This is a genomic window from Chlamydiales bacterium (assembly GCA_016185065.1).
GTDB lineage: Bacteria > Chlamydiota > Chlamydiia > Chlamydiales > Rhabdochlamydiaceae.
Genome location: JACPOL010000003.1, coordinates 74,180 through 98,831 on the forward strand (window position 1 = coordinate 74,180; position 24,652 = coordinate 98,831).

At 49.9% G+C, this 24,652-nt stretch carries 27 protein-coding genes and 1 tRNA gene; 8 read left to right on the top strand and 20 right to left on the bottom strand.

Annotated features, from left to right (window positions below; all coding sequences use genetic code 11):
* Positions 1 to 8 precede the first annotated feature (8 nt).
* Both HYX48_01230 and sthA read right to left on the bottom strand, forming a co-directional pair.
* Positions 9 to 1,184, bottom strand: a complete 1,176-nt coding sequence (locus tag HYX48_01230; protein MBI2742523.1) for an F-box protein — start codon at positions 1,182 to 1,184, stop codon at positions 9 to 11.
* Positions 1,185 to 1,291: 107 nt separating this feature from the next.
* Positions 1,292 to 2,689 carry a Si-specific NAD(P)(+) transhydrogenase gene (gene sthA, locus HYX48_01235; GenBank protein ID MBI2742524.1) on the bottom strand — a complete coding sequence of 466 codons (1,398 nt, stop codon included), beginning with the start codon at positions 2,687 to 2,689 and terminating at the stop codon, positions 1,292 to 1,294.
* 109 nt (positions 2,690 to 2,798) lie between these two features.
* Here sthA and HYX48_01240 point away from each other — a divergent pair, with 109 nt between their 5' ends.
* Genes HYX48_01240 through truA form a run of 4 tightly spaced genes read left to right on the top strand, consistent with a single transcriptional unit; the run spans position 2,799 to position 5,438 of the window.
* Positions 2,799 to 3,074 (top strand): 50S ribosomal protein L28, encoded by a 276-nt coding sequence (locus HYX48_01240; GenBank protein ID MBI2742525.1) that lies wholly within the window; start codon positions 2,799 to 2,801, stop codon positions 3,072 to 3,074.
* Positions 3,061 to 4,038, top strand: coding sequence for a hypothetical protein (locus tag HYX48_01245; protein MBI2742526.1), 978 nt, complete (start codon positions 3,061 to 3,063; stop codon positions 4,036 to 4,038). Before HYX48_01240 ends, HYX48_01245 begins: the two co-directional genes overlap by 14 nt.
* A gap of 47 nt (positions 4,039 to 4,085) precedes the next feature.
* Positions 4,086 to 4,688, top strand: coding sequence for an NAAT family transporter (locus HYX48_01250; protein ID MBI2742527.1), 603 nt, complete (start codon positions 4,086 to 4,088; stop codon positions 4,686 to 4,688).
* A gap of 6 nt (positions 4,689 to 4,694) precedes the next feature.
* Positions 4,695 to 5,438 (top strand): tRNA pseudouridine(38-40) synthase TruA, encoded by a 744-nt coding sequence (truA, locus tag HYX48_01255; GenBank protein MBI2742528.1) that lies wholly within the window; start codon positions 4,695 to 4,697, stop codon positions 5,436 to 5,438.
* Here the strand turns inward: truA and HYX48_01260 are convergent.
* A complete protein-coding gene (locus HYX48_01260) occupies positions 5,435 to 6,811 on the bottom strand; it encodes a dipeptidase (protein ID MBI2742529.1) in 1,377 nt (458 codons plus the stop codon). The genes truA and HYX48_01260 overlap by 4 nt on opposite strands.
* A gap of 11 nt (positions 6,812 to 6,822) precedes the next feature.
* Positions 6,823 to 6,981 carry a hypothetical protein gene (locus HYX48_01265; GenBank protein ID MBI2742530.1) on the bottom strand — a complete coding sequence of 53 codons (159 nt, stop codon included), beginning with the start codon at positions 6,979 to 6,981 and terminating at the stop codon, positions 6,823 to 6,825.
* Positions 6,982 to 7,209: 228 nt separating this feature from the next.
* Between HYX48_01265 and htpX the strand changes: the two genes are divergently transcribed.
* Complete coding sequence (gene htpX / locus HYX48_01270) at positions 7,210 to 8,121, top strand: protease HtpX (GenBank protein ID MBI2742531.1); 912 nt, start codon at positions 7,210 to 7,212, stop codon at positions 8,119 to 8,121.
* A gap of 243 nt (positions 8,122 to 8,364) precedes the next feature.
* On the opposite strand, the gene rfaE1 is transcribed toward htpX, so the two are convergent.
* From rfaE1 to HYX48_01330, 12 genes are all read right to left on the bottom strand, one after another.
* Positions 8,365 to 9,690 (bottom strand): D-glycero-beta-D-manno-heptose-7-phosphate kinase, encoded by a 1,326-nt coding sequence (gene rfaE1, locus HYX48_01275; GenBank protein ID MBI2742532.1) that lies wholly within the window; start codon positions 9,688 to 9,690, stop codon positions 8,365 to 8,367.
* Positions 9,684 to 10,676 (bottom strand): ADP-glyceromanno-heptose 6-epimerase, encoded by a 993-nt coding sequence (rfaD, locus tag HYX48_01280; protein ID MBI2742533.1) that lies wholly within the window; start codon positions 10,674 to 10,676, stop codon positions 9,684 to 9,686. Before rfaD ends, rfaE1 begins: the two co-directional genes overlap by 7 nt.
* Positions 10,677 to 10,685: 9 nt before the next feature.
* Positions 10,686 to 11,537 carry a 4-(cytidine 5'-diphospho)-2-C-methyl-D-erythritol kinase gene (ispE, locus tag HYX48_01285; GenBank protein MBI2742534.1) on the bottom strand — a complete coding sequence of 284 codons (852 nt, stop codon included), beginning with the start codon at positions 11,535 to 11,537 and terminating at the stop codon, positions 10,686 to 10,688.
* 15 nt (positions 11,538 to 11,552) lie between these two features.
* The gene (locus tag HYX48_01290) at positions 11,553 to 12,032 is read right to left on the bottom strand and encodes a 50S ribosomal protein L9 (GenBank protein MBI2742535.1); all 480 of its coding nucleotides are present in this window, start codon (positions 12,030 to 12,032) and stop codon (positions 11,553 to 11,555) included.
* 18 nt (positions 12,033 to 12,050) lie between these two features.
* The gene (locus HYX48_01295) at positions 12,051 to 12,326 is read right to left on the bottom strand and encodes a 30S ribosomal protein S18 (protein ID MBI2742536.1); all 276 of its coding nucleotides are present in this window, start codon (positions 12,324 to 12,326) and stop codon (positions 12,051 to 12,053) included.
* Between the two features lie 11 nt (positions 12,327 to 12,337).
* Positions 12,338 to 12,679, bottom strand: a complete 342-nt coding sequence (locus HYX48_01300; protein ID MBI2742537.1) for a 30S ribosomal protein S6 — start codon at positions 12,677 to 12,679, stop codon at positions 12,338 to 12,340.
* Between the two features lie 5 nt (positions 12,680 to 12,684).
* Positions 12,685 to 13,278, bottom strand: coding sequence for an aminoacyl-tRNA hydrolase (locus HYX48_01305; GenBank protein MBI2742538.1), 594 nt, complete (start codon positions 13,276 to 13,278; stop codon positions 12,685 to 12,687).
* 9 nt (positions 13,279 to 13,287) lie between these two features.
* On the bottom strand, positions 13,288 to 13,845 hold the full coding sequence (locus HYX48_01310; protein ID MBI2742539.1) for a 50S ribosomal protein L25/general stress protein Ctc: 558 nt from the start codon (positions 13,843 to 13,845) through the stop codon (positions 13,288 to 13,290).
* Between the two features lie 89 nt (positions 13,846 to 13,934).
* Positions 13,935 to 14,882: a ribose-phosphate pyrophosphokinase gene (locus HYX48_01315; protein MBI2742540.1), complete on the bottom strand. Its 948-nt coding sequence runs from the start codon at positions 14,880 to 14,882 to the stop codon at positions 13,935 to 13,937.
* A 20-nt stretch (positions 14,883 to 14,902) separates the two neighbouring features.
* Positions 14,903 to 14,974, bottom strand: a tRNA-Gln gene (locus HYX48_01320).
* A gap of 240 nt (positions 14,975 to 15,214) precedes the next feature.
* The gene (locus HYX48_01325; protein MBI2742541.1) at positions 15,215 to 15,499 is read right to left on the bottom strand and encodes a hypothetical protein; all 285 of its coding nucleotides are present in this window, start codon (positions 15,497 to 15,499) and stop codon (positions 15,215 to 15,217) included.
* A 50-nt stretch (positions 15,500 to 15,549) separates the two neighbouring features.
* Positions 15,550 to 16,170, bottom strand: coding sequence for a hypothetical protein (locus HYX48_01330; GenBank protein ID MBI2742542.1), 621 nt, complete (start codon positions 16,168 to 16,170; stop codon positions 15,550 to 15,552).
* A gap of 49 nt (positions 16,171 to 16,219) precedes the next feature.
* Here HYX48_01330 and HYX48_01335 point away from each other — a divergent pair, with 49 nt between their 5' ends.
* On the top strand, positions 16,220 to 17,728 hold the full coding sequence (locus HYX48_01335; GenBank protein MBI2742543.1) for a glycogen synthase: 1,509 nt from the start codon (positions 16,220 to 16,222) through the stop codon (positions 17,726 to 17,728).
* 8 nt (positions 17,729 to 17,736) lie between these two features.
* On the opposite strand, the gene HYX48_01340 is transcribed toward HYX48_01335, so the two are convergent.
* The 4 genes from HYX48_01340 to HYX48_01355 form a co-directional block, all read right to left on the bottom strand.
* Positions 17,737 to 18,180 (bottom strand): hypothetical protein, encoded by a 444-nt coding sequence (locus HYX48_01340; GenBank protein ID MBI2742544.1) that lies wholly within the window; start codon positions 18,178 to 18,180, stop codon positions 17,737 to 17,739.
* A 129-nt stretch (positions 18,181 to 18,309) separates the two neighbouring features.
* Positions 18,310 to 18,900 (bottom strand): CDP-alcohol phosphatidyltransferase family protein, encoded by a 591-nt coding sequence (locus HYX48_01345; protein MBI2742545.1) that lies wholly within the window; start codon positions 18,898 to 18,900, stop codon positions 18,310 to 18,312.
* 67 nt (positions 18,901 to 18,967) lie between these two features.
* Positions 18,968 to 19,999, bottom strand: coding sequence for a 23S rRNA (adenine(2503)-C(2))-methyltransferase RlmN (rlmN, locus tag HYX48_01350; GenBank protein MBI2742546.1), 1,032 nt, complete (start codon positions 19,997 to 19,999; stop codon positions 18,968 to 18,970).
* Entirely contained in the window at positions 19,996 to 20,244 is a 249-nt protein-coding gene (locus tag HYX48_01355) for a hypothetical protein (protein ID MBI2742547.1), read from the bottom strand. The genes rlmN and HYX48_01355 overlap by 4 nt, the downstream gene beginning before the upstream one ends.
* Before the next feature lie 371 nt (positions 20,245 to 20,615).
* On the opposite strand from HYX48_01355, the gene HYX48_01360 reads away from it, so the two are divergent.
* Positions 20,616 to 23,654: a glycine--tRNA ligase subunit beta gene (locus HYX48_01360; protein ID MBI2742548.1), complete on the top strand. Its 3,039-nt coding sequence runs from the start codon at positions 20,616 to 20,618 to the stop codon at positions 23,652 to 23,654.
* The gene (locus HYX48_01365) at positions 23,654 to 24,643 is read left to right on the top strand and encodes a membrane dipeptidase (protein MBI2742549.1); all 990 of its coding nucleotides are present in this window, start codon (positions 23,654 to 23,656) and stop codon (positions 24,641 to 24,643) included. Before HYX48_01360 ends, HYX48_01365 begins: the two co-directional genes overlap by 1 nt.
* Positions 24,644 to 24,652 lie beyond the last annotated feature (9 nt).

Sequence of the window (24,652 nt, forward strand, 5' to 3'; positions counted from 1 at the left end):
AATGGCGGTTAGCGCTTGCCCTCTTCACGGGTTGAAGGAGAGCTCTTGCGCAGCGCTGCGATGCTCCCGTCGCCCATCTCTTCCGTCAGCGTGCCCTTGAGTGCGCCTTTTGCACAGTGAAGGACTCGAAGGGCGGGCAGCTTTCCTGCAAACCAGTGAAGAGCTTCGCAATCCACAGACCCGTCAAACTGGAGACAGGTTAGCTTTTCATGAGGTTTGATCGAGCGGACGTGGCGCAAGCTTAAATCGCGATGCTCCTGCTCATCAGCACAATCGTCACTACTCCACGGAAAAAACAGGTCTGGTCGAGGAAATACAAAATCATAAGTTCCAGGGGGCTGATATCTCGGTAAGGAGAAGTTAAATTTTCTTATAAATCTTAAAGTTCTCAGCTCAGGGAGGCATTCTAGAAGAGCTTTCATGTCAATCAGCTCACTCACATTCCCAAACATGTTTTCGATGGAGAGCGCTGTCATGGAAGGAAAGTTGCATGCGAGCTCCTTAAATTGCTCTCTTCCCATCCCAGGGGCTCTTACAGCTCCTGCTACTGGAATAAAATAAGGTCGTCTAATGGTGATATCTGTCACGCTTCTTGAAGTCAGGGCAAGAGTAGAGAAGTCGGGCGTGGGCCGTCGATTTCCACCCCAACTGCGAAGCGGCGGACAAAAGAATGAGACGCGTACGGGTCTTAGCCTATCTGTTTTAAGAGCGACCTTTAAATGGTATATCGTCTGCCTTTCATCATTAGTAAGTTGAACGGTTAGCTCTTGCGGATTCAATTGAGGTAGAGATAAGACGATATTCGTCAACATCCGATCTGTAGTATCAAGCTCAGAAACTGGATAGAGATAAAATGCCTTAAGATTATTAAACCTATCTCTAAGCCTCCCCATGCGCTGCATAGCAAAAGCAGTCGAGTTGAACGCTTCGCATCCAGACTGAAAAAAAAGCTCATGACAGGTTATGTTATATCTTTTGTTACTCCACTCTTTACAAACTCTGGAAGCATTGCAAGTCTCTTCTTTTGGCCATAAATACGAGAAAAAGAGATATGTTACATCGGGGGGCAGATCCACCCATTTCACTTTTGGCTTAGCAGCTGATGCACTCGCCTCTAAACCTAATGAGTGCGCTACCCCCGCTCCCGCTCCGCCCCCCGAAACTGTTAATTGCGTGCTTGTCATAACAAAACCCCGTTTTTAGTAATTAATTTAAAAAAGTTGCAATTATTCTACATTAAGACAAGCTATTTTGTCAAGGAGCTTTTTAGACGCAAGATGTTTATTTTAAACTACTTGCGATGTTTAAGCTTATTGAGGCCGTTGAGGGCGGCGATACGGTAACCCTCGGCATAGGTAGGGTAGTTGAAGACCTGGTCGATGAAGTAGTCGACACGCGCATTGAAGCTCATCGCCACCTGACCGATGTGGATGACCTCTGTGGCTGCGCGCCCGATGATATGGATGCCGAGGATTTCAAGAGTCTCGGCATGGAAGAGGATCTTAAATAGTCCGGGATCGTTGCCCGAGATCTGGTTGCGGGCGATCTCATAGTAGTAGGCTCTTCCCACCTCGTAGCGGTAGCCGAGCTCTTTAAGCTGATTCTCCGTGTAGCCGCAGGAGGAGATCTCGGGAATAGTGTAGATCCCAATGGGGTAGAAGGTGGGGAAGTGGTGAGTCGAAGCGCCGAAGGCGTGGCGGCAAGCGAGCCTCCCCTGCTCCATGCTCGTAGAAGCAAGAGCGGGCGCGCCGATCACATCGCCAGCTGCATAGATGTGTGAGGCTGCCGTCTGAAAGAGGGCGTTCACGGGGATATAGCCCCGCTTATCCACGGTGATCCCCGTCTTCTCAATCTGCATCTGCTCGACATTTGCCTCTCTGCCGAGGGCGTAGAGGAGCATCTCTGCATGCAGAGTCGTGCCATCATTGAAGAGAGCTTCAACATGGTCATCTTTGCGCTCCACCTTTTCGAGCTCCACATTTCCGATCATTTTGAGGCCAAGCCCGCCGAGCGCCTTCTGCAAATGGGTGCCGATCTCCTGATCGAGAAGCGGAAGCAGATGCTCTCGCTTATCCGCAACGGTAACCTCTGTTCCTAGCGCTGCAAAAAAGCTGGCATACTCTGAACCGACGATGCCCCCGCCTAACACAAGCAGCGTTTTGGGCACATGGTCGATACTCAGAAGCCGCGTAGAGTCTAAGATCTTCTCATTGTCAAAAGGGATGTTCATGGGATTGCGCGGCTGCGAGCCGCTAGAGATGAGAAAGTACTCTCCTTTGATGCGCTGCACCACCTTTCCATCTACATCTTCCACGAGGAGCTCGTGAGGCCCTTCGAAGCGCGCCACTCCAAATAGCAGGCGGATCTTATTCTTCTCAAACTGGCGAAGAAGGATCTTGCGCTGCTCCTCTAGAATGCGATGGAGTCGGTAGTTCAAATCATTAATTGACACCCCTCTCGCACAGCTCTCCTGCCCGTAAAAACTTCTTTTATAGAAGTCGGTAAGGTCGAGGATCGCCTCTCTTAACGATTTAGAAGGGATCGTGCCCGAATTGAGAGAGGATCCCCCGATCTTGTCCTTCTCTATGACAATGACCGATTTTCCCAGCTTTGCAGCTTGGATAGCCCCTTTCTGCCCTGCGGGACCGGAGCCGATCACGACAAAATCTGCATACAGCTCTTCGACCACGTGTGAGAACCTCTTATTTAAAATAATCTTTACCAGCCCAAAAATTCTTGTTCAATAACAAACGAGGATGCTATTATCTGCGCTTTTAACATCGGTTCAGAGAACGAACATGCCAAGAACGTGCCAAGTTACAGGAAAAACTCCTGCTAAAGGAAACAGCTACTCGATCCGCGGGATCGCGAAAAAGAAGAAAGGGATCGGCCTTAAAGTTACAGGTGTAACGAAGCGCCGCTTTCTTCCCAACATGATTAAAAAGCGCTTCTGGTTTAGCGATGAGAACCGCTTCATCACATTGAAGCTCTCCGCTCACGGAATGCGCGTGATCGACAAGCGCGGTTTAAGCGCTGTCGTCCGCGATATGCGCGCTGCTGGTGAAAAGATTTAAGTTTTTTGCCACTGCAGGTAGTGCCGCTTTAATTCTTTTTGGATTTGTGTGGGTTGCGCTTCTCTCCAGAAGCCAACCCCTTCCTACAGCTGAAACTCCCCTTCTCCTCTATTCAAATCAATCTCGAGACAACCTCCACGCCCTCTTTGCGCAGGCAATTAGAGAAGCTAAGAGCTCTCTCCACATCTCGATGTACGCACTCACCGACCCCGAACTCTTAGCTCTTCTTAGACAGCAGGCAAAAAAAGGAGTCTCCACCACCCTCTTCTACGACCCCTCTGCCACCAGCAAGCCTCCAGATTCTGAAAACTTCTACGCCTTCCCGATCAAACTTCCTGGCGCCCTCATGCACCGAAAAATCCTCATCGTCGATGAGGAGCGCGTCTTTATCGGCTCGGCCAACTTTACAACCACATCTCTCAAGATTCACGATAACCTAGTTGCGGGAATTTTAAACCCGCAGCTCGCCCACTTTCTAACTCGGTGCGACAGAGAGATATTTCCATTCTTTACAGGCGAGGCGGCAGGAGAGCTCTGGCTTCTCCCCTCGCAAGAGGCGCTTGAGCGCACTTTAGAGCTCTTGAACCAGGCCAAGAAGAGCATCTATGTTGCGATGTTCACCTTGACCCATCCAGAGCTAACTCGAGCCCTCATCGAGGCTCATGCGCGCGGCGTCGACGTCCGCGTCGCAGTCGACCACTATACCGCTGAAGGGGCGAGCCTACCGATGCTAAAAGCGCTACAGAACGCGGGAGTCCCGCTCTACCTCTCAGCCGGGCAGCAGCTCTTCCATCACAAGTGGGCCCTCATCGACAGCTCCACACTTCTGCTCGGCTCAGCCAACTGGACCCAGGCTGCCTTCGCTCGCAACCAGGACTGCTTCCTCGTCCTGCCCGCCCTCTCTCAGAAGCAGCTCTCCCAAATCCAGAAGATCTGGAAGATCATCGAGCTAGAAAGCCAGTAATTATGTTAAGATTGCTAAAGAAACCTAATTTTATTATGTAAGTACTTATGGAAACATTGTGGACAATTTTAGCGATTAGCTTCGCCCTCTTTCTGCTGCTAGACCCCATTGGCAACGTCCCTCTCTTTCTCACAATCCTCAAGGATTTTTCCGCTGCAAGACGCAGGGCTATTATCATTCGGGAGATGTGCATCGCTCTCGTTGTGATCATCGCCTTTAATTTTGTCGGCGATGGAATCCTCACTCTACTCAGCGTTAAAGAGTACACGACCATGATGGCAGGAGGCATTATCCTCTTCTTGATCTCACTGAAGATGATCTTCCCAGAAAAGACCTCTGAAGCAGACCTCATGCCGAGAAAGGAGCCCTATATCGTACCGCTAGCTATTCCTCTTGTTGCAGGTCCGGCGGTCCTGGCCGCAGTGATGATCTTCTCAAAAAACCACTCCTACGCGATTACCATCCCCGCAATCTTCATCGCTTGGGCCGTCTCCGCTCTGATTCTACTCGCCAGCACGCACCTCAAAAAATTCATGGGCGACCGAGGCATCATCGCCTTAGAAAGACTCATGGGTCTTATTCTAACCCTGATTGCCGTCCAGATGTTCTTAGGCGGCGTAAGCCTCTACGTCGATACGCACGCTCATTAATTAACTATGAAGAACATAAAAATAGTCGTCGCCTACGACGGCACCCGCTATTTTGGCTGGCAGAAGACAAAAACCGGCAGAAGCATTGAAGAAGAGCTTGAGAGAGCTCTAACTCAGATCTTGCAAGAAGAGGTCTCTCTTCAAGCAGCGAGCCGCACAGATAGAGGCGTTCACGCAGAGGGACAAGTCGTTAACTTTCAAACTCACAAGAGCGATCTCGACCTCAATCTCCTGCGCAAAGGATTAAATGGCATTCTGTTGAAGGACATCGCAGTCAAGACAGTAGAGGTCGAAGAGAGCTCCTTCCATCCCACACTCGATGCAAAAGGCAAGGAGTACCACTATTCGATCTGCAACACACCCGTGCAACTCCCCTTCTTTCGCGCAACCTCTTGGCATGTGAAACCCGAGCTCTCGCTCGATCTCATGAAGAAAGCCGCAGAGTCGCTTATCGGCTCGCACGACTTCTCCGCCTTCTGCAATGAGCGCTCCCTCTGGACGAGAAGCGGCGTCTGCCAGCTCTCAGAGATCGCCTTCATCCCGCAAGAGCACGGCCGTTTGAAAATCTCGCTCACAGGCGACCACTTCCTCTACAAGATGGTACGCAACCTCGTCGGAACTCTCGTCTACGTGGGAGTTGGTAAACTCACCTGGCAAGAGATCAGTGAGATCCTCGCAAAACGCGAGCGCACCTCCGCCGGCATGACCGCCCCCGCGCACGGCCTCTCCCTCCACAAAGTCTTCTACTAGCTATTTGAGAAGAGGGAGAGGATGCGGGAGACGGTGAGGAAGCCCTGCTCGAAGCGGTCTAGGCCGAAGTGTTCGTTGGGGGCGTGGATGTTGTCGTCGGCAAGGCCCATGCCGAAGAGCGCCGCATCGGCAGATGAGGCTGCAACGAGCGCTGGAACGATGGGAACTGAAGCTCCGCAGAATTGAAACTTGCAGGATTCGGAAAAGACCTCTCCAAGCGCCTGTGAGACCACTTTAATCACGGGGGCGTTAAGAGAGGCTTGAAACGCTCTTGCTCCATCATAGATCTCCGCATGCACCTGCATCCCTTTTGGAGCGTGCAGCTTTAAGAACTCCACAACGCTCTTTGTGATCTTCTCTGGATCCTGCTCTCCCACGAGCCTGCAAGAGATCTTAACCTCTGCTTTTGCAGGAATCACTGTCTTGACACCAGCACCCGCATATCCGCCTGAAAGGCCATTGATCTCAAGAACTGGACGCAGCCAGTTGCTCTCAACTGGTGAATAGCCATCTTCCGCTCCAAAAGCCCTTACTCCAAACTTGTGTGTATACTCATCGGCGTTAAAGCTCATATCGAGTTTTGCGAGATCGGCCTTTGAAAAGGGCTTTACGCCATCGTAGAAACCGGGCACTTGCACTCTCCCCTTCTCATCCCAGAGGCGCGCAAGCGCGCATACGAGCGCTCGATTGGGATTTAGTGCTATTCCGCCGTGGATTCCCGAATGGAGATCTGTTACAGCGTTCGAGAATATAACAGAGCAGCTAGCGAGACCGCGCATGCCGAGTGTGATGCCGGGAACGCCAGCTCTTGCCATGTCGAAGTCGATGACGAGTAGGTGATCGGCTTTTAAGTCGATCTTCTTCTCTGCCAGAAAAGCTGTAGTGCCTTTACTTCCGCACTCCTCTTCTCCTTCGATAAAGAGTTTAAGATTGATATTAGCCTGCTTGGCGAGCTCAAGAAACGCTCTGACTGCAGAAATGGAGTAGAAGCACTGCCCCTTGTTATCAACAGCTCCACGCGCGTAAACAGTGTTATTCTTGACGATCGGTTTGAAAGGATCGTTATGCCAGAGGTTGAGAGGATCGACCGGCTGCACATCGTAGTGCTGATAGATCAGAATTGTTGGACGGCTTGGGCCGGCATTTAAGTGTGTTGCAAACACAACGGGCTTTCCGCTCGTCTCATGAAGAGAGCTCTTCATCCCGATGTGTGTGAGATAATCCGAGACCCAGACAGCAGTCTCATGCGTCTCTTTGGAAAATTGTGGATCGGTGCTGATGCTGCGAAAGGAGAGAAATTTAAAGAAGTCGCGAAGAACTTCTTCGCGGTGAGAGTCGAACCAGCTTTTAAAATCCGAGAGTTGTAGGGGCACTATTACTCCGCTTAAATACGGATATCGTCATCCAGCGCGCCTTGCGCTGTTTCAATCAGATAAGCTGCGAGGCACGCATCTCCTTCGTAGCTCATCTCCACTTGCATATTGCCATCGGCTGATGGCTTTCCGCATGTGATTAGGATGTAACACTCGTGATTTTTTGCCAAAACTTTCTTCAGATCATTTGGGACTTTCCCCTTCGAAAGCGGAGATCTTCGCAGGATATTATTTATTATTTTGCGCATGAATCTAATCCCAGTAGTGGAAAATTGCTGATCTAATTTACGTAGGCATCTGATCGCATAAAGAAGAATTTATCCGCAAACAAAAACAATTTTTGCAGAGATTTGAAATCGGATTTCGGCGATAATCCACCTTTTTACGAGGAGGCAAAAATGTCTGTTGTAAAACGCATATTTCTATTCTTTGTGATCAACGCACTTGTCGTTATCACACTCTCACTAGTTTTGAACATCTTAAATGTGCGTCCCTATCTCACGCAGCATGGAATCGATTATCGAGCTCTGATGATCTTCTGTCTAATCTGGGGCATGGGTGGTGCACTTATCTCTCTTGCGATGTCGCGCATCATGGCAAAGTGGCTCATGGGTGTGAAGATCATCGATGAGAATACAAACGATCCACAGCTTAAGTCTCTTGTTGCTCTTGTGCATCGCCTTGCACGTCAAGCAAACCTTCCTGCGATGCCGCAAGTAGGCATCTATGAAGCAAGAGAGGTGAATGCATTTGCAACAGGCCCCACACAGCGCAGATCGCTCGTTGCGGTTTCACGCGGTCTTCTCGACAAGATGTCGATCGATGAAGTCGAAGGGGTCTTAGCGCATGAGATTAGCCACGTCGCAAATGGCGACATGGTGACGATGACACTGCTACAGGGAATTGTGAACGCATTTGTCATGTTCCTAGCGCGCGTGCTCGCTGCGATCTTCTCTGGAATGGGAAGGAATAAAGAGGATTCAAGAGGAGGCTCTTTCGGCTCCTACATGCTGATGGTCTTTCTCTTTGAGGTAGTCTTCATGGTACTGGGATCGATGGTGATTGCTGCCTACTCGCGCTTTCGCGAGTTTAGAGCAGATGCCGGAGGCGCAGGCCTTGCGGGCAAGCAGAAGATGATCGCGGCTTTAGAATCCCTGCAAAACACGCAGAAGCTACTGCCTGATGCCGCTTCAGAGAAGGCTGCATTCCAAGCCTTCAAGATCTCGACCCGTGGCAAGACAGGCTTCCTAGCGCTCTTTGCAACCCACCCACCACTCGAGCAGCGCATCGAACGCCTCCACAAGCTCTAAGAAAGCAAGGGCGCTCGGGAAAGGCCCGCCTAGGAAAATGGACGTTAACGGACATTAATGGACGAGGAACGGACAGGAAATGGACAGGCGGGCAAGAGAAAGGGAAAGAATTTCTTTCTTTGGCGCGTGTCCGTTTTCGTCCATTTCCCGTCCGTTTTCTGTCCGTTTAAGTCCATTCCTTCTCCGAGCGCCCCCCGCCGGGCGGGCCTTGTCCGAGCCCCCGGGCGGGCCTTCTTTATGGGCTTAGGAGAGGAGGGCGACGTGGTGGTCGAGGGTGAGGAGCTTCTCTTTCTCGATGCTAAAGACCGAGTCGGGCTGGATGATCTCGCAGAGGTTGCGCAGGCTTTCGCACTTGAGGACGATGAAATCGACCTCGGCGAGGGAGGAGAGCATGGAAACAAACTCCTCATCTGGGGAGCTATCTCGCACGTAGACGATGAGACGCTTCTCTTCGCCCTTTTCGGAGAGCTTGCGAATGGCTCTAAAAACAAGGGTTGACATGCCGCAGCTGCTTTCAAGGCCGAGAACTGTGAAGCGCTTGCCTTTTAGCGCTTGCTGAAGCGCAAACAGGTGCTCTTCGTCGAAGATCTTATTCTCGACGTCATACTCTAAAAGGCGCTTTGCCAGATCTGGCAGATGGATGCGCACGCAGCCGATTCTCTCAATCGCCATTCCCGCTGCGATGTTAGAGAGCTGAGCTGCTAGCTTAATATCTAAACCGTTTGCAAGGGCGATGCTAATCATAGCGAGCACGGTGTCGCCCGCTCCGGTCACATCTTTCACCTCTTTAGAGCGCACGGGAAAGTCGTACCGCTCTCCGGTCTGATCGAAGAGCGCCATCCCCTGCTCAGAGCGGGTGATGAGAAGCATATCGACTTGGCAGGAGTGGAGAATCTTTGCGGCGACCTGATCGAGCGGAGCTTCGCTTGGCATCTTCGCTGCTGCGTAGGCCTCTGAGAGGTTGGGCTTAAGGACTGTAGCTCCCTGATACTTCGAGAAGTCCTCTCCTTTAGGATCGACGATCACGGGGATGTTCCGCGCGCGGGCCATCTCAAAAAGAGTCATGAGGAGTGAGCGTGAGAGAAAGCCCTTTCCGTAATCGGAAACGGAGATAATCTGCGTCTGTTCGAGAAGAGCGGGAAGCCTGTCGACGATCGTCTGTTCGAGCTCTTCTGCGATCGTGCTGTAGGATTCAAAGTCGACGCGCAGCACCTGTTGAGAGTCGGCAATCAGTCGATTTTTAACCGGAGTTTTAAATCCAACCTCTTTGAATAGTCCGCAAACATCTACCCCCTCTTTCTCTAGCTCGGAACGGATCTTCTCACCAGCCTCATCGTGTCCGATGCGGCCAACAGCAGTGACCTTTGCGCCAAGTGAGATTAAATTGAGAACGACGTTTCCAGCACCGCCTGGTCGGCTCTCCTCTTTTTGGACGTGAAGAACTGAAACAGGAGCCTCTGGAGAGATTCTTTTAACCTTGCCCGTGGTGTAGGTGTCCAACATAAAATCCCCAATGACGAGGACGTTGACAGGACAGAACTGGCTGAGCATTCCAATGAGTTTTACCATCTTCTATCCGCAAGCAGGTGATTCTTTACATAGTCAGTGACCGCCTCTTTAATAGAAAATGCAGTCGGTTTTTTAGGAGCAGAGTGGCCGTGCTTGACGAGGTATTTCTCCATGTCTGCACAGGTGTAGTTCTGATACTGTTTTACGAGGTCGGCAGGCATCTGAACATACTCGATCACTGGCGCTTTGCCAGCTGCATGAAAGAGCGCGTGGGAGAGCTCATTCCAGCTTGTGGTCTCGCCCATGCCCACATTAAAAATGCCACCTACAGAGTTATCGAGAAAGTCGCAGGTGATTCTCACAGCATCTTTCACATAGATGAAGTCGCGCAGCTGTCCACCATCGATAAACTTCTCAGGCTCTGAGGATTTAAAGAGGCGTATCTTCCCCTCTTGAAGCACATTTGGGAGCATCTTGTAAACCATCGAGGCCATGCGGCCTTTGTGGTTCTCGTTGGGGCCGAAAACGTTGAAGTATTTAAGACCGACGATGCGGTCTAAGACGCCCTGTCTCTTTGCCCACAGGTCAAAGAGATGCTTGGAGAAGCCGTATAAGTTTAAAGGCTTGAGATCGTCTAGCAGGTCGTGATCGTCTGAAAAGCCGAGCGCGCCATCGCCGTAGGTGGCAGCAGAAGAGGCGTAGATGAACCTCTTTCCATGTTTGAGGGCGTACTCTGCAAGTCTGACCGTGTAGCGGTAGTTATTCTCCATCAGATAGTCGCCATTCATCTCGAGTGTGTCCGAGCAGGCTCCGAGGTGGATGATCGCGCTGATCTCGCTCTCTCTCCCTTTCAGCCACTCAAAGAGAGCGTGCTTTGAGATAAAGTCTGTGAATTTTTTCCCGAGAAGATTCTTCCACTTCTCGGTCTGTTCGATATCGTCAACGAGCAGGAGGTTGGTATGGCCGCGGTCATTGAGATGTTTGACGAGGCAAGAGCCGATAAAACCGGCGGCTCCCGTTACGACGATCAGGTTTTCTTTTTTCATGTCGCTACTCTAGCAAAAACTGGGAAATTCATACCACTCTTCCTCTCTTTTCTGCAAAAAGTGGGCTGAAAAAAAACGCACTCCCTCCATTTCTGGCGGCGCCCTCCCCTCTCCAAAGCATATAAAAGCGGTTCCACTTCCAGTCATCACGACCTGATCAAACCCCGCTTTATAAAGCTGATTTTTAAAGGAGGAGAGGGGTGAGGCGAGCCTAAAGGCCGCTGGTTCAAGATCGTTAAAATAGAGTGGCGAGCCCTCCGTAAACGAGCGGAGTGCAGTTTTTGGATCGCGCTCCTCAAGCAGCTCTGGCTTCGTCTCTTGATAGACGAGCGGCGTGCTCAAGCCTCCCTGTGGCTTTGCTATCCAGAACTTCTGGCGTTTAGGAAGAGGAGGCAGTGGAAGGATTTTTTCTCCTCTTCCCTCGCAGTAAGCGGTTCCTGTCGAGAAGAAGAAGGGCACGTCGCTTCCAAGCTCTGCAGACCAGAGCATGAGCTCCTCATTTGAAACAGCTTTTCCAGATAACTGATTTAACCCCCAGAGCGCAGTGGCAGCGTTGCTGCTTCCCCCACCGAGTCCCGCTTGAATGGGTGTGCGTTTTAAAAGGTGGAAATGCGCATAGACCTTCTTTCCCGTTTTTCGGCGAAAGAGGTCTGCTGCACGTAGAATTAAATTGGTGGAATCACAGGGAAGGGTCTCGTCGTCGCATTCGAGGCGATCCTCATGTGCGAGCTCAATCTCTAGTCGATCTCCAAGGCTGATGCTCTGATAGAGGGAGGCTATCTCGTGATAGCCATCCGGTCGTTTTTTGAGCACGCGAAAAAACAGGTTGATCTTCGCTGGAGAGAAAAGAGCGAGCTTCATCCTTAAAGCTTAGGCCTACGCCTGTCTCTGTGGAAGTGGAGTTTCACTTTCAACTTTAAGTATGAACGCCGCGCTAACACCCTCTTTCAAACGAAGAGTCAAATTGTGCACTCCAAGCTCTTTAATTGGCTGGAGGAGCACGATGTTGCGCTTCTCAAGGGTAATACCCTCTTTTGCAAAAAGCTCAATGATATCAAACGCTGAAACTGAGCCGTACATGTGACCTTCTGGATCGATCTTCACCAGAATTGTCAGCTCCATTCCGTTCAAGCGTGTAGAGAGATCTTCTGCTTCTTTCTTGTCCACGATTGCACGCTGAGCGCGCTCTTCTTTCAGACGAGCCTGCATGCGCAGAGTATTTTTATCGGCGATCACTCCTCTCTTCTTAGGAAGAAGGAAATTGCGCGCGTAGCCAGGTCTTACTTTTACAACCTCGCCACTGCGTCCAAGATCATCCACGTCATCGATAAGTAGTAACTGGTACTGTCTTGCCATTGTTTCTCTTTCTCCTAATTAATCATTGCCGACAAAAGGCAGCAGGGCCATGTGCCTTGCTCTTTTAATCGCTTGCGCAAGTTGTCTCTGGTGGTAAGAAGAGACCCCTGTAATACGACGAGGGATGATCTTTCCTCTTTCAGTGACAAACTGTATGAGTGTGTCGATGTCTTTGTAGTCGATATGCTTAATACCTGCAGCAGTAAAAGGGCACTGTTTGCGCCTTCTTACGAAAGGACCTTCAGGAACCGCTTTTTTCTGGAAGGCAGGCTTTTTATTAAATGTTGAACTCATTTACCAGCTCCTCACTCTTGAACTATTTGTTTAAATTCGAGCGTTTCCATCACCTTCTCAGCTCTGAGTGTGAGGAATCGGATTAGATCCTCGTTAAGGTGATACTCTCTCCACATCTCTTTAATCGAAGGAGTTGCTACAGAAAAATAGATGAGGTAGTAGTAGCCTTCACGACGATTATTGATCTCGTAAGCCAGTCTGTGTCTTCCCTGGTCGTGGATCTTGTGAATCTCTCCCTTTCTCTCTAAAATCGAGGAGGTGATCTTATCGAGAGCTTTCTGGCGCGCTTCTTCGCTCAGAGTGGCGCTCAAGATATACATGCCCTCGTAAAGTTGCTTTTTTTGTTTTGTCATATTTCTCATTCTCCAATTTCTTCTATCTTATCCTTGTTGAAAACCCGCATTGAGCTCTCAATTCCCGAAGAGAGCCACATGTCTACTGCATCCGCTGCTCTCTCCACAATCTGTGGTAGATCTCTTCTCTCTTCGGGAGTAAACCTTCCGAGAACATGCTCGCTAAGAGTTCCTCCTCCCTTCTCCCCGATTCCCACTCTAAGACGTGGAAACTCTTGGGTACTTAGATGCTGCTCGATACTCTTAAGGCCGTTATGGCCTCCGCTGCTTCCCTTCGGTTTCAGGCGCAGAGCGCCAAATGGGAGAGCGATATCATCACAGACAACAAGCACATTCTCTTTTGCTACCTCGAAGTAGTGGCAGCAGATGCTGACCGCCTCTCCGCTACTATTCATGTAGGTCAGAGGAAGCAGAAGCACCGTCTTCTTATCGTAAAGGCGGCCTTGGGCTAGCTCTCCGATAAAACCGGTCGTAGAGCGAAAAACAAGACCCTTCTTTTCAGCGTAGGCTCTCAGAACCTGAAAACCTACGTTATGTCGCGTCTCCTCGTAAGCCTTGCCCGGGTTCCCTAACCCGACGATCAAACACTTCGGAGCCATAATTTAACTTTAACGCTTCGCAATTACAGCAAGCACCTCATCCATCTTCGCAAGCGGGCGTACATGCTTAGGAAGATTGATGTCTGAGAGGCGTTTGCTCTGTGCGATGCCCAAATCTTTTACATCCACGACGAACTCTGTAGGGATATGCTTCGGAAGGCATTCGACTTGAACAGTGCGAATCACCTGTCTTAAAAATCCACCGAGTTTAACGCCTGGGCAGTCAGCAGCGCCAGTAATCGAAATAGGCACTTTTACTTGGACGAGAACGTCTTCGTGGAGCTCTTGGAAGTCGAGGTGAGAGACCTGGTAGTTTGTGATCTCGTATTGAACTTCTTTCAGAATCGCGCGGCGCTCTTTCTTTCCGAAAACTAGAGTAAAAATAGTTGTTGGAAGGCGTCCAGACTCTACGCTTCTCATCAAGGTAGCGTACTCGATTCCATTGATGACGATCAGCTCAGGCTCTTTTCCTGGGGAATAGATAATTCCTGGAATGTTGCCTTCCCGTCTTACCTGTTTCGTATCGCTCTTCTTCTTCTGAGCACGGGCTGTGACTGTAAGTTTCATGGTCTTCTCCATATTCTCATTAAATCAAAAAAATTTAGGGTAGCCTCTTAGAGACTGTCTTCAAACCGCTCCGGTTTAAAAGCAACCTCTTAGGACGAAGATCTACTGAACAGGGAGGAGATGGACTTTGCACCGACGATGGAATCTATCGCCTTAGCAAAAAGAGGGGCAATTGACACAACCTCAATCCTCTCTCGAGGAATACCAGGAGGTAGTGTCACGGTATTGCTAACCAGCATCTTTTCAATCGCACTTTCCTCAAACGACTCACCGACAAAGAGGCCGTGGGTAACTACTGCATAGATGCGCTTTGCACCCGCATTCTTACACACCACTGCCGCCGTCTTGAGCGTGCTTCCTGTCGAGCAGATGTCATCGACGATCAGGACATCGCAGTCCTTCACGTCCCCAATAAGGGCATCCATCTCTACTCGCTTTGCACTTATTCGACGCTTGTCGACAATCGCATAGTCGCACTTAAGCTCCTCTGCGAACGACCGGGCGAGTTTTATGCTCCCTACGTCCGGGGTTACCACCACACACTTGTCCATCTTTAAACGCTTCACCGCTTCTACAAGAGCCGGTCTTGCGTAAAGATTGTCCACAGGGATGTTAAAAAACCCCTGAATCTGCTCCGTATGCAGATCCATAGAGAGCACCCTCGTAACACCCGCTTTTTCAAGCAGGTCAGCAACAAGTTTAGCCGTAATCGGCTCTCGTGCTGTTCCCTTTCGATCCTGACGCGCATACCCAAAATAGGGAATCATCGCGATGATCGAACGGGCCGAGGCGCGCTTCATAGCGTCGACCAATATGAGAAGTTCCATGAGATAGAGATTGGGATGTCGTGCGACGGATTGCAAAAGGAAAACATCCCTACCACGGACGTTGTCTAAAACATGAACGCCTATCTCGCCATCTGGAAACGTCTCAATTGTCACTTTTCCAAGCTTCACACCGACGGAGTCTGCAATTTGACGTGCAAGCTCCGGATGGGAGGTGCCCGCAAATAACATGTATCCGTTTTCATTGTGCATCTTGTTACTTCAACTAAAACTTGGGGCGGAAGGATTCGAACCTCCGAATGGCGGTACCAAAAACCGCTGCCTTACCACTTGGCGACGCCCCAGTTAAAAAGCCATTTAAAAAAATTCAACAGGGACCATGCTACTGCCCCCAAGATTTTAAATCAAACCCAGATCGCTAAAAAAAACCTTTACCCGTAGATATTCTATATTTTTCGCAGAATAGACATGTCGGGTAGGCCAGGAGATAGGCCTTTGGCCTTCTCTCGGGGCCTCCCTGCGACCCTCTTGCGCTGCATCTCGCTTTGCCAAATCGCGTCCTCGGAGAAGGGGTGTACAGAGTACTACCCCGTTGACGCGCTCGCCGCGCTCTCCTGCGGGTGCAATTTTGCTGTGCGATATGCATTGCGACTGGACGCGAAAGGGACCCTTTGGCGGAGGAAGTGGGATGAGCGCCTTGAGCAGCCGATCGATTCAGATCGCACAGCAAAACCGTAGCGCAGAAAAGCCGGGCAGGCGTACAGGGTAGGGCAGTGGCCCACTCTGTTTTCGAGCACACGGTTTGGCAAAGCGAGGTGAAGCGCAAGGTGGTCGCGGGAGGTGTGGCGCCAGCGCACACCATCCGACATGTCTATTTTGGCCCTCTTTAAATTTCCGCCATCAACTACATCAATAAAGTTTATTTGTTGTTGCCGTTGATGGAGGACTTGAAGCGACGGGAGGCTTGGTGGTGCTCGATGATGGGGTCGAGGATTCGCTTTTCATCGCTAGGGTGGCCAGCAACCTTGACGTATTCAAGAGGGAGATTGCGCACGTCAGCGTCAAAATTTTTTGAGATAAGGATATCTCTTAATGCGGTCTGCTCCCAGAACTCCTCGGTGCGCCCCTCGCGCATCATCTCTTTTACGCATGCCTGGGCCCACCTGCGCAGAAGCTCTTGAGACTTGTCTGTGTAGTTTGCAAAAATTGTGCCCGACATGACTTTTGAGGGGTGCTGGTCGGGAAGCTCCGGATTGATTCTCACAGAGAGATCGGCTGAGAAGATATCGAGAGGAGTCGGCTTCCTGACAAATACCGCGTCTGCATCGACCCATAGAACCTTTTTTTTAAGCTCTTGGAGCTTCTGATAGAGGAAGAAGGGCTTAAAGGAGCAGTTCAGCTCCCAGCTCCCGAAGGAGTCGACGCCGTCAATAGAGGTTTCGAGGCCAAACTTCTCGCATGAAGCGATTAAATTCTTCACCTCGTCTTGATAGGGAGTGTTCTTTGTAAAAAAGGAGACGATTACAGGAAAATTTTGCATATAACTCCTCTGTAGATTAAAAGAAAAATTAATAACCCAAAACTTATCTATGCATATCGTCCATATTGCTTCAGAACTCGCCCCCGTTGCTAAAGTTGGCGGACTAGGAGACGTTCTCTATGGGCTCTCGAAGGAGCTCGTCAGTAAAAAGCAGAAGGTCGAAATCATTATTCCAAAGTACGACTGTATCGATTATAAGCAATTAAAACATCTTAAAGTTGATCTCCAAGAGATGCTCTGCACGGAGGGATCTGAACAGATACGCAACACTATCTGGTCGTGCGAACTTGAAAACTTGCGGGTGCTTCTTATTGAATCACACGACCCGACTCACTACTTCGGACGCGAAAAGATCTATGGCTGTGACGATGATGTGGAGAGGTTTACCTACTTCTGCAGAGCTGCGCTCGAGTACCTCTTTCAAACTAAGCGCACACCCGATCTAATTCATCTACACGACTGGCCAACAGCTCTTATTGCGCCTCTCTACAAAGAAGTCTACAAACCCCTCGGCTTAAAAGCGCAAGGGATTGTGCTTACGATTCACAACCTAGACTACCAAGGGAAGTGTCTTCCAAAGCAGATCTCGCGCGTGGGATTGCGCGGAGAAAATCCCCTCATTCGCGAAAAGATGCAGGACCCCTCTATCTTCGGTACTATCAACCTTCTGAAGGGAGGGATCGAGTATGCAGACCAGGTGACAACTGTCTCTCCCACCTACATGCGAGAGATCATGACGCCTCTTGCAGGAGCAGGCCTACAAGAAGTGGTTGTTGCAAATCGCAACAAGATGCGCGGCATCCTCAACGGCATCGATGAGAACTACTGGAACCCTGAAAAAGATCCCTTCTTGATTAAACGCTACAACACCTTTAACGTGGGTGAACAGGACAAGTTACAAAAGGTCTTGGAGGCAAAAAAAGAGAACCGCCGGCAGCTTCGTATACACTTTGGGTTGCGCGAGGGAGACTATCCTATCGTCGGCTCGGTGACACGCCTGGTTACACAGAAGGGTCCAGAGCTCATCTTGCATGCGATGACTAGAACTTTGAAGCGTGGGGGGCAGTTTACTCTTCTAGGTTCCGATCACGGCTCTAAGATCGAAAAGGAGTTTCTTCCCTGGAACGGAAGAGAAAAAAGCATCGGCATTAGCATCGATAAAAACGAGGCTCTCTGCCATCTCATTTTTGCGGGATCGGATCTACTCATTGTTCCTTCGCTTTTTGAGCCATGCGGCCTCACGCAGATGATCGCATTGCGTTACGGAACGGTTCCTGTTGTGAGACGCACAGGAGGCCTCGCTGATACGGTGTTTGATATTGATACTTCTGATCGCCCAGAAAGTGAACGAAACGGCTACACCTTCGACCACTTCGATGCGGCCGGCATGAACTGGGCGCTCGATCGAGCGCTCGACTGTTGGGAAAATGATCGTGCGAAGTGGAATCGAATCATCATGAATGGAATGAGATACAACTTTAGCTGGGAAAAATCAGCGAGAGCCTATCTCGATCTCTACACTGCGCTGATCTCCAGGGATAAGAAAAGAGCCGCCTAAAAATAGTTTTAGTCGTCTACTTCTTCGATGATAGGCCCAGTTCGTTTGCCTACTCTGACTTGAGGCATATCAAATTTAAACTCAGGCATCTGAACTTTGACTTGCGGCATCTCCAGATTGACTTGGGGCATCTCAAAAGTGAATTCGTGTTGAGACATTAGCTGTTGGAGAGAGCCTAACGTTTCAGCGATTGTGACAAAAATTCCACTTACAATAGCTTCAACGGTTAATACAAGAGCAAGAGTTAAGAAAAAGAGCTCCCCAACAACCTTTCGGGTAATGAGTTCTCCTTGGCTAATAGCAACTCCTTCAGGACCTCTTTGAAAAGCGCGAATGGTTGGCATTAGCTGCAGAGATCTGTGCATACTCCGGCTGTTTGTTGCTGGCTGAACCGCAACCTCTCTTCCATTCTCTCCACCATCAGTAATTTGTCTCGCGCTAATAGCAGTCATCTTTAACCTCACATTACCTTTAATTAATTTCATATAATTATAGCAAATAATAAAACAACAATCAAATACACTTATTATTATAAGTAAATAATAAACATTTTCTTATTACAGATTAAAGATAAAAAGATTCTACTTTCGATTGAGAGCTTTTTGAATGTAGCTGCGATTGGCATAGATGTACTCAATGCCAGAAGAGATCGTGTAGAGGCAGACGATCAGCACGCTGATCATACTAATTTTTTGGAAGAGGTGGAGATCTATGTGGCCAAGGGAGTAGAAGATCATTAAAATTAAAATTAAAAGTGTTACAGACGCCTGAAGGACCGCCTTAATTTTCCCACTTAAGCGAGCTCCAAGGGCTACGCCTCTTAAAGCGCAGAGCGTGCGAAGGGTGCTAATAATCGAATCTCGATAGAAGAAGAAGAGAACTAGAATCAGCGGGAGCTGGACGATGCCTTGAGTGAATGTCAAGAAGACAGAGAGGCGAAAGATGCTGTCGGCCATGGGGTCGAGCAGCTTGCCAAGCTCTGTTACCTCGTTCTTTCTGCGGGCAAAAAAGCCGTCAAAAAGGTCGGATAGCTCCGAAATACCCTGTATCAAGATGAGGATATAGGGAAGAAGAATGAGACTAATTCCTAGATCCTGATGATAGAGATAAATAATGAGAAAAAGAGGGCTTAGAAGGATACGCACAAGCGTGAAACAGAGCGCAATTACCACACCAACCTCTCTTTTCAGACGAGATTAGCGGTTGGTAAAAATTGTTGCACTACTTTTTTAGAAGAGCTTAGTTGCGCATGGCGAGCTGGCCGCAGGCGGCGGCGATGTCCTTGCCTTTGGTGTAGCGCCAGGTGACATTGAGTCCGCTCTCAGTAAGAGCCTCTCTAAAGCCCTCAATCGTCTCTTTGGATGGGCGATTAAGGTGGAGCCCCTCTACTGGGTTATAGGGGATGAGGTTAATAGTGCACTGCTGCCCGCCCAAGAGGCTTGCGAGCTCGTGCGCGCAGTCGAGACTGTCGTTGATCCCTGCCATCATCGTATACTCGTAGGTGATGTCTCTTCTCGTCTTGTGAGCAAAGAAGCGCATTGCGGTAAGTATCTCATCGAGCGGGTACTTGCGTGCGTAGGGGATGATCTTCTGGCGGATTCTCTGATTCGGAGCGTGCAGAGAGAGAACGAGGTTCACTTTTAAATCTTCCTCAGCAAAACGGACAATTCCCTCAATCACGCCGACAGTAGAAACGGTGATTCTTCTTTGAGAGAGGCCCAGTCGTGTGGGATCGCAGAGGAAGCCGATCGACTTTACAACCTCTTCATAGTTTTCAAAGGGCTCACCCATCCCCATATAAACCACGTGAGAGACCCTCTCCTCTTTTGCCTTGAGGTAGCGGTCGATCTCATAGACCTGCTCATAGATCTCAGCTGCAGTTAAATTTCGCATGAGTCCCTGCTTACCAGAAGCGCAAAATGCGCATCGGGCCGGACAGCCGACTTGCGAGGAGACGCAAACGGTGCGTCGCTCAAAAGAGCGGATAAGAACAGATTCAACAAGCTTGCCGTCGGATAGCTCCCAGAGGAACTTGGTCGTCTCATTGTCTATGGAGTCTTGAGTCTCGCGCAGCTTGATCGATTTGAGATGAAAATGAGAGGAGAGCTTCTCTCGAATGGAAGCGCTCAGATTGGTCATCTGAGACCACTCTGTTACGCCTTTTTTATAAAGCCAATCCAAAATCTGCGACGCGCGGAAGGGCTTCTCATCTTGGGCGATAAGCCACTCTTTGAGTTCACTTTCGGTGATGTTATGAAGAGATCGTGTCATGTGTTGTGAACCTTATGATGCCTGAGATGAAGCACCTCGTATGTATGTGTGCGGCGCTCTCTTTGAGCTAGGAGGCGGTGGGCTTCTCTCGCCTCTTCCAGCAGCCTCTGCATGTTTTTAATCGTCGTGCCAATCACCTGCGAAGCTGAGCGCATGATGAGATGTTCAAAATCGCTTCTTACTAAATTAAAAGGAGGAAAGAAGATTTTTGAACGATTAATAGAAGCAGATCTTAATGCAAACATGTTTCACCCGTATTGTGGTAAAAATTCTACCTCAGCTGGGCAATAACATCAATCTAATCGCTCTGAATCAAAAAATTTAATATCACATTAGCAGCTTTCAAGCTCTCTTTTTTGGAGTGCGGCGACCTGGCGCCGCTTTTCTTAAAATCGACTTGTCGATTTTCTTTGATTATTAGAGATGCCATCATTCTGCTTATTTGAAATTTAAGAGAGATCGCCAGGTCGATCTCAAGAAAAGCGGCGCCAGGTCGCCGCACTCCAAAAAAAAAGAAAAAACTAGGAAAAACTTATAAAAACAAATGAGAGAGGAGGAGATTGAGGAAAAAGAAATTTCAAATTACACTCTCTCCTTTTGATCATCAGGTAAATTCATGCTCACATTTCAACAGCTAATCGCGCGTTTAAACGAGTTCTGGGAGAAGAAGGGGTGCATCGTCCACCAGGGGCACGACTTAGAGGTGGGAGCCGGCACCTTCAATCCCGTGACCTTTTTGCGCTGTCTGGGACCTGAGCCCTACAATGCTGCCTACGTAGAGCCCTCTCGCCGTCCTCAAGATGGCCGTTATGGAGAGAACCCGAATCGCGTTCAGCTCTTTCACCAGTACCAGGTTGTGTTAAAGCCCTCGCCAAAAGATGTTCAGCGCTGGTATTTGGAATCTCTAGAAGCGATCGGCCTCAGCTTAAAGAAACATGACATCCGTTTTGTGCACAGCGACTGGGAGTCTCCGAGCTTGGGAGCGTGGGGGCTCGGTTGGGAGGTCTGGTGCGATGGCATGGAGGTCTCGCAGTTCACCTACTTTCAGGCGATCGCTAGCATTCCGACTCATCCAGTGACCGCTGAGATCACCTACGGTCTGGAGAGGCTCGCGATGTATGTGCAAAACGTCGACAACCTCTTCGATGTGAAGTGGAATGATACGCTCACCTTCAGAGACATCTCTCAACATAGCGAGGTCGAATGGAGCAGCTACAACTTCACTGAAGCGAACACGAAGATGTGGCACACCCACTTCAACGACTACGAAAAAGAGGCGAGCGATCTGGTTGCACGCAACCTGCCAATTCCGGCCTACGACTTTGTGATCAAGGCGTCGCACGCGTTTAACATTCTAGATGCAAGAGGCGTAATCTCCGCATCGGAACGCACAGGGTACATCGCGCGCATCCGAGATCTCGCTCGTCTTGTAGGACTGGAGTATATCGCCTCTCGCGAAAAGCTCGGATTCCCCCTAATCAAAAAGGAGAAGGCTTCTAAGCTAAAAGCCGCAGCTCTTCCTAAAATTCCAAAGTCTTTTAACCCCAAGAAAAAGCAGGATTTCCTTCTCGAGATCGGCTCGGAAGAGCTCCCAGAGAGCTTTGTTCCCGTTGGCTGCAGAAATCTGGAGAGAGCGATCCAGAAACTTCTTACAGAGAGCGGCGTCTCTTTCGACAAGCTTAAAGTTTTTGGTGCGCCGCGAAGGCTCGCTATTCTCGTGAGCGGTCTTGCAGAAGGAACAGAGAGCAAGAAGATCGAAAAGAGGGGGCCGCCGGTCTCCACCGCATTCGATCCGAAAGGAGAGCTCACACCGCAAGGAGCAGGATTCTTTAAGTCGCTGAATCTGCCTACCGCTTCTCTATCTGAGATCAGAAAGGGAAAGGTAAAAAATCTCGAGATCCGCACCATCAAAGAGAGCGACTATCTCTTCGCCTTTTTAACGGAAGAGGGAAGATCGACGATGCTCCTTCTCGCAGATGAGCTTCCAAAGCTCATCTCCGCGCTTGAGTTTCCAAAAAAGATGCGCTGGGCAGGTCTAGATATCACCTACGCAAGGCCACTCCACTGGATCGTTGCACTCTTCGGCCCACATGTGATCCCTTTCCAGCTGGGAGAGATCTCCTCTAACCGCTTCACCTTCGGCCATGCGCAACTCAAACCCGGAAAGATCGTGCTGAAAGAGCCTAAAGCCTACCTCTCTTCACTCAAGAAAGGGTGCGTACTTGCAGATATCGAAGAGCGTAAAGAATCCATTCTTAAACAGCTGACAGCAATAGAGAAGAAGACGAAGAGCCAAGCTCTGATGAAAGAGAGAGTTCTTTCAGAAGTTCTTCACCTCACCGAGTGGCCCTGCCTGATCTCTGCCTCTTTTGCTACCGCATTCTTGCGCGCCCCTCAAGAGGTGCTGATCTCAGAGATGGTCGAGCACCAGAAGTACTTCCCCTTGGCAGACAGTAAAGGCAAGCTAAAAAACCAGTTCGTCATCACAGCCGACAGAGTCCCCACAGACCTGATCTGCAAGGGCAACCAGAAGGTGCTATCGGCGCGTCTATCCGACGGCGTCTTCCTCTATGAGCAGGATCTAAACACTCCCCTCGTGAAGTTCAACGATAAGCTGAAAGAGATGACCTTTCAGAAAGAGCTAGGTTCAATGCTGGATAAGGTGATGCGCATCTACCACCATGTGCGCACATTAAACCGCGCTCTTTCGATTGCAGACGAGAAGAAACTTCTCCGCTCGGCTCTCTTATCAAAAGCAGATCTCACCTCAGCACTCGTAGGCGAGTTCCCCGACCTACAAGGAACAGCAGGGCGCTACTACGCCTTGGCGCAAAAAGAGGCGCCAGAGGTTGCGGAGGCGATTGCAGAGCAGTGGATGCCGCGCGCAGAAGAGGCCCCCCTTCCTAAAACTCCTTGCGGGATCATCTTAAGCTTGTCGGACAAGTTCGATAACCTGCTCGGCTACTTTAGCATCGGCCTCAAGCCCACCTCATCCAGCGATCCCTACGCTCTTAGAAGACAGACATTCGGAATGATCAAGATCCTCATCGAGGGCTCCCACTCTGTCAACTTGAAGACGCTCCTCGATGAGTGCGCAGAGCAGTTTACTTCGCTTCAGAAAGATCTGAAGGCGCGAGAGAAGGTCGTTGAAGAGATCCTCCAGTTTGTCACCTCAAGAGCCAAAACGGTCTTTGAAGCCTACGGCTTTAAAAAAGATGAGATCGAAGCCGCTCTGAGAGGCATCTGCTACGATCCCTTCGACCAGTTCCGCAAAGTGCAGGCGCTGCACGCCTTCCGCAAGAGAGCTGAATTTCCAAAGTTTCTTGAGGTCTACAAGCGCGCCAAGGGGCAGCTTGAAAAGCCAGCAAAGAGCCCTTTCAACCCTGCTCTTCTCAAAGAGCCGGCTGAAAAAGAGCTCTGGAAACATGTGGAGAAGATCCAGACTCAACTGAAAAACGCGATCGACGATAGAGACTATGCGCGCGCTTTTGCGCACATGGCCACCTTCCAGCCCTTCATCGTGCGCCTCTTCGACACCGTGAAGATCCTCGTCGACGACCTCGACCTGCAGAACAACCGCATCGCACTTCTACACAAGGTCTTTGCCTACTTCGACTCTCTTCTCGACTTCAGCAAGATCCAGGAGATGAAATAATGGTTCCAATTCCCGTGATCGATCTGCACTGCGACCTCCTCAGCTACCTGCAGGTAAGCAAGGAGAGGACGCCGTTTGATGCGATCTCGCGCAGCTCCTATGGGCAGATGAGGGAAGGGGGCGTTCGTTTGCAGGTGCTTGCTATTTTTACGACTACCGAGCCCGGCTCTACGCGGGTTGCGCGCGAGCAGATCGAGCTCTATCTGCAGCTGCTAAGCAAGTACAAGAGCGAGTATGCTTTTTTCACAGGTCCGGAGTGCTTTGAGAAGCCCTCTGAGAAGATCTTTATCATCCCCGCCTTTGAGAACGCTTCGGGATTTTGCGAAGAGGATGAGCCTCTTGAAAGGGCTCTTTCGCGGCTCAACCATCTCTATGAGACAATGGGTCGCATTCTCTACATCAGCCTAACGTGGAATGATGAGAATCGCTTTGGCGGAGGAAACAGCACAACGGTTGGGCTAAAAGAGGATGGCAAGCAGCTGCTGCGCTGGATGGATCAGAAGAAGATCGCAGTCGACCTAAGCCACACCTCCGATGCTCTTGCCCACGACATTCTAAATTTCATCGATCAGAACAAGTTGAAAGTTCCCGTGCTTGCGAGCCACTCCAACTTTCGCTCAATTACAAATGTGGCGCGCAACCTTCCCGACGAGCTCGCGCGTGAGATTATCCGCCGCAGAGGCGTAATCGGCTTCAACCTCTTTAGACCTTTTGTAGGAGCACACGACCAGAGAGATATTCTCAAGCACGCAGAACATGGGCTTGGTCTTCAGGGTGAAAAGGCTCTCTGCTTCGGAGCCGACTTCTTCTGCGATACCGACTTTCCCGGCATCCAGATCAAGTATAACGCCGACAAGATGTACTTCGATGAGTATGGAAACTCCTCAGGCTATCCCCACATCCTCAAGATGTTTGAAGAGCACCTAAGCCTCCCGCGCCCTCTCCTCCATAACCTAGCCTCCGGCAACATCCTCTCCTTCATGCAATAAGAGCGAGTC

What these genes read in the sequence shown, in the direction of transcription:
- rfaD (MBI2742533.1), bottom strand. Translation starts at nt 10,676, where the DNA reads ATGAAAAAAGAAAACCTGATCGTCGTAACGGGAGCCGCCGGTTTTATC.
- HYX48_01300 (MBI2742537.1), bottom strand. Translation starts at nt 12,679, where the DNA reads ATGACAAAACAAAAAAAGCAACTTTACGAGGGCATGTATATCTTGAGC.
- HYX48_01335 (MBI2742543.1), top strand. Translation starts at nt 16,220, where the DNA reads ATGCATATCGTCCATATTGCTTCAGAACTCGCCCCCGTTGCTAAAGTT.
- rfaE1 (MBI2742532.1), bottom strand. Translation starts at nt 9,690, where the DNA reads ATGGTAAAACTCATTGGAATGCTCAGCCAGTTCTGTCCTGTCAACGTC.
- htpX (MBI2742531.1), top strand. Translation starts at nt 7,210, where the DNA reads ATGTCTGTTGTAAAACGCATATTTCTATTCTTTGTGATCAACGCACTT.
- HYX48_01250 (MBI2742527.1), top strand. Translation starts at nt 4,086, where the DNA reads ATGGAAACATTGTGGACAATTTTAGCGATTAGCTTCGCCCTCTTTCTG.
- ispE (MBI2742534.1), bottom strand. Translation starts at nt 11,537, where the DNA reads ATGAAGCTCGCTCTTTTCTCTCCAGCGAAGATCAACCTGTTTTTTCGC.
- HYX48_01330 (MBI2742542.1), bottom strand. Translation starts at nt 16,170, where the DNA reads ATGCAAAATTTTCCTGTAATCGTCTCCTTTTTTACAAAGAACACTCCC.
- HYX48_01305 (MBI2742538.1), bottom strand. Translation starts at nt 13,278, where the DNA reads ATGGCTCCGAAGTGTTTGATCGTCGGGTTAGGGAACCCGGGCAAGGCT.
- HYX48_01290 (MBI2742535.1), bottom strand. Translation starts at nt 12,032, where the DNA reads ATGGCAAGACAGTACCAGTTACTACTTATCGATGACGTGGATGATCTT.
- truA (MBI2742528.1), top strand. Translation starts at nt 4,695, where the DNA reads ATGAAGAACATAAAAATAGTCGTCGCCTACGACGGCACCCGCTATTTT.
- HYX48_01230 (MBI2742523.1), bottom strand. Translation starts at nt 1,184, where the DNA reads ATGACAAGCACGCAATTAACAGTTTCGGGGGGCGGAGCGGGAGCGGGG.
- HYX48_01355 (MBI2742547.1), bottom strand. Translation starts at nt 20,244, where the DNA reads ATGTTTGCATTAAGATCTGCTTCTATTAATCGTTCAAAAATCTTCTTT.
- HYX48_01340 (MBI2742544.1), bottom strand. Translation starts at nt 18,180, where the DNA reads ATGACTGCTATTAGCGCGAGACAAATTACTGATGGTGGAGAGAATGGA.
- HYX48_01295 (MBI2742536.1), bottom strand. Translation starts at nt 12,326, where the DNA reads ATGAGTTCAACATTTAATAAAAAGCCTGCCTTCCAGAAAAAAGCGGTT.
- rlmN (MBI2742546.1), bottom strand. Translation starts at nt 19,999, where the DNA reads ATGACACGATCTCTTCATAACATCACCGAAAGTGAACTCAAAGAGTGG.
- HYX48_01310 (MBI2742539.1), bottom strand. Translation starts at nt 13,845, where the DNA reads ATGAAACTTACAGTCACAGCCCGTGCTCAGAAGAAGAAGAGCGATACG.
- HYX48_01365 (MBI2742549.1), top strand. Translation starts at nt 23,654, where the DNA reads ATGGTTCCAATTCCCGTGATCGATCTGCACTGCGACCTCCTCAGCTAC.
- HYX48_01315 (MBI2742540.1), bottom strand. Translation starts at nt 14,882, where the DNA reads ATGCACAATGAAAACGGATACATGTTATTTGCGGGCACCTCCCATCCG.
- HYX48_01360 (MBI2742548.1), top strand. Translation starts at nt 20,616, where the DNA reads ATGCTCACATTTCAACAGCTAATCGCGCGTTTAAACGAGTTCTGGGAG.
- HYX48_01325 (MBI2742541.1), bottom strand. Translation starts at nt 15,499, where the DNA reads ATGTCGGATGGTGTGCGCTGGCGCCACACCTCCCGCGACCACCTTGCG.
- HYX48_01240 (MBI2742525.1), top strand. Translation starts at nt 2,799, where the DNA reads ATGCCAAGAACGTGCCAAGTTACAGGAAAAACTCCTGCTAAAGGAAAC.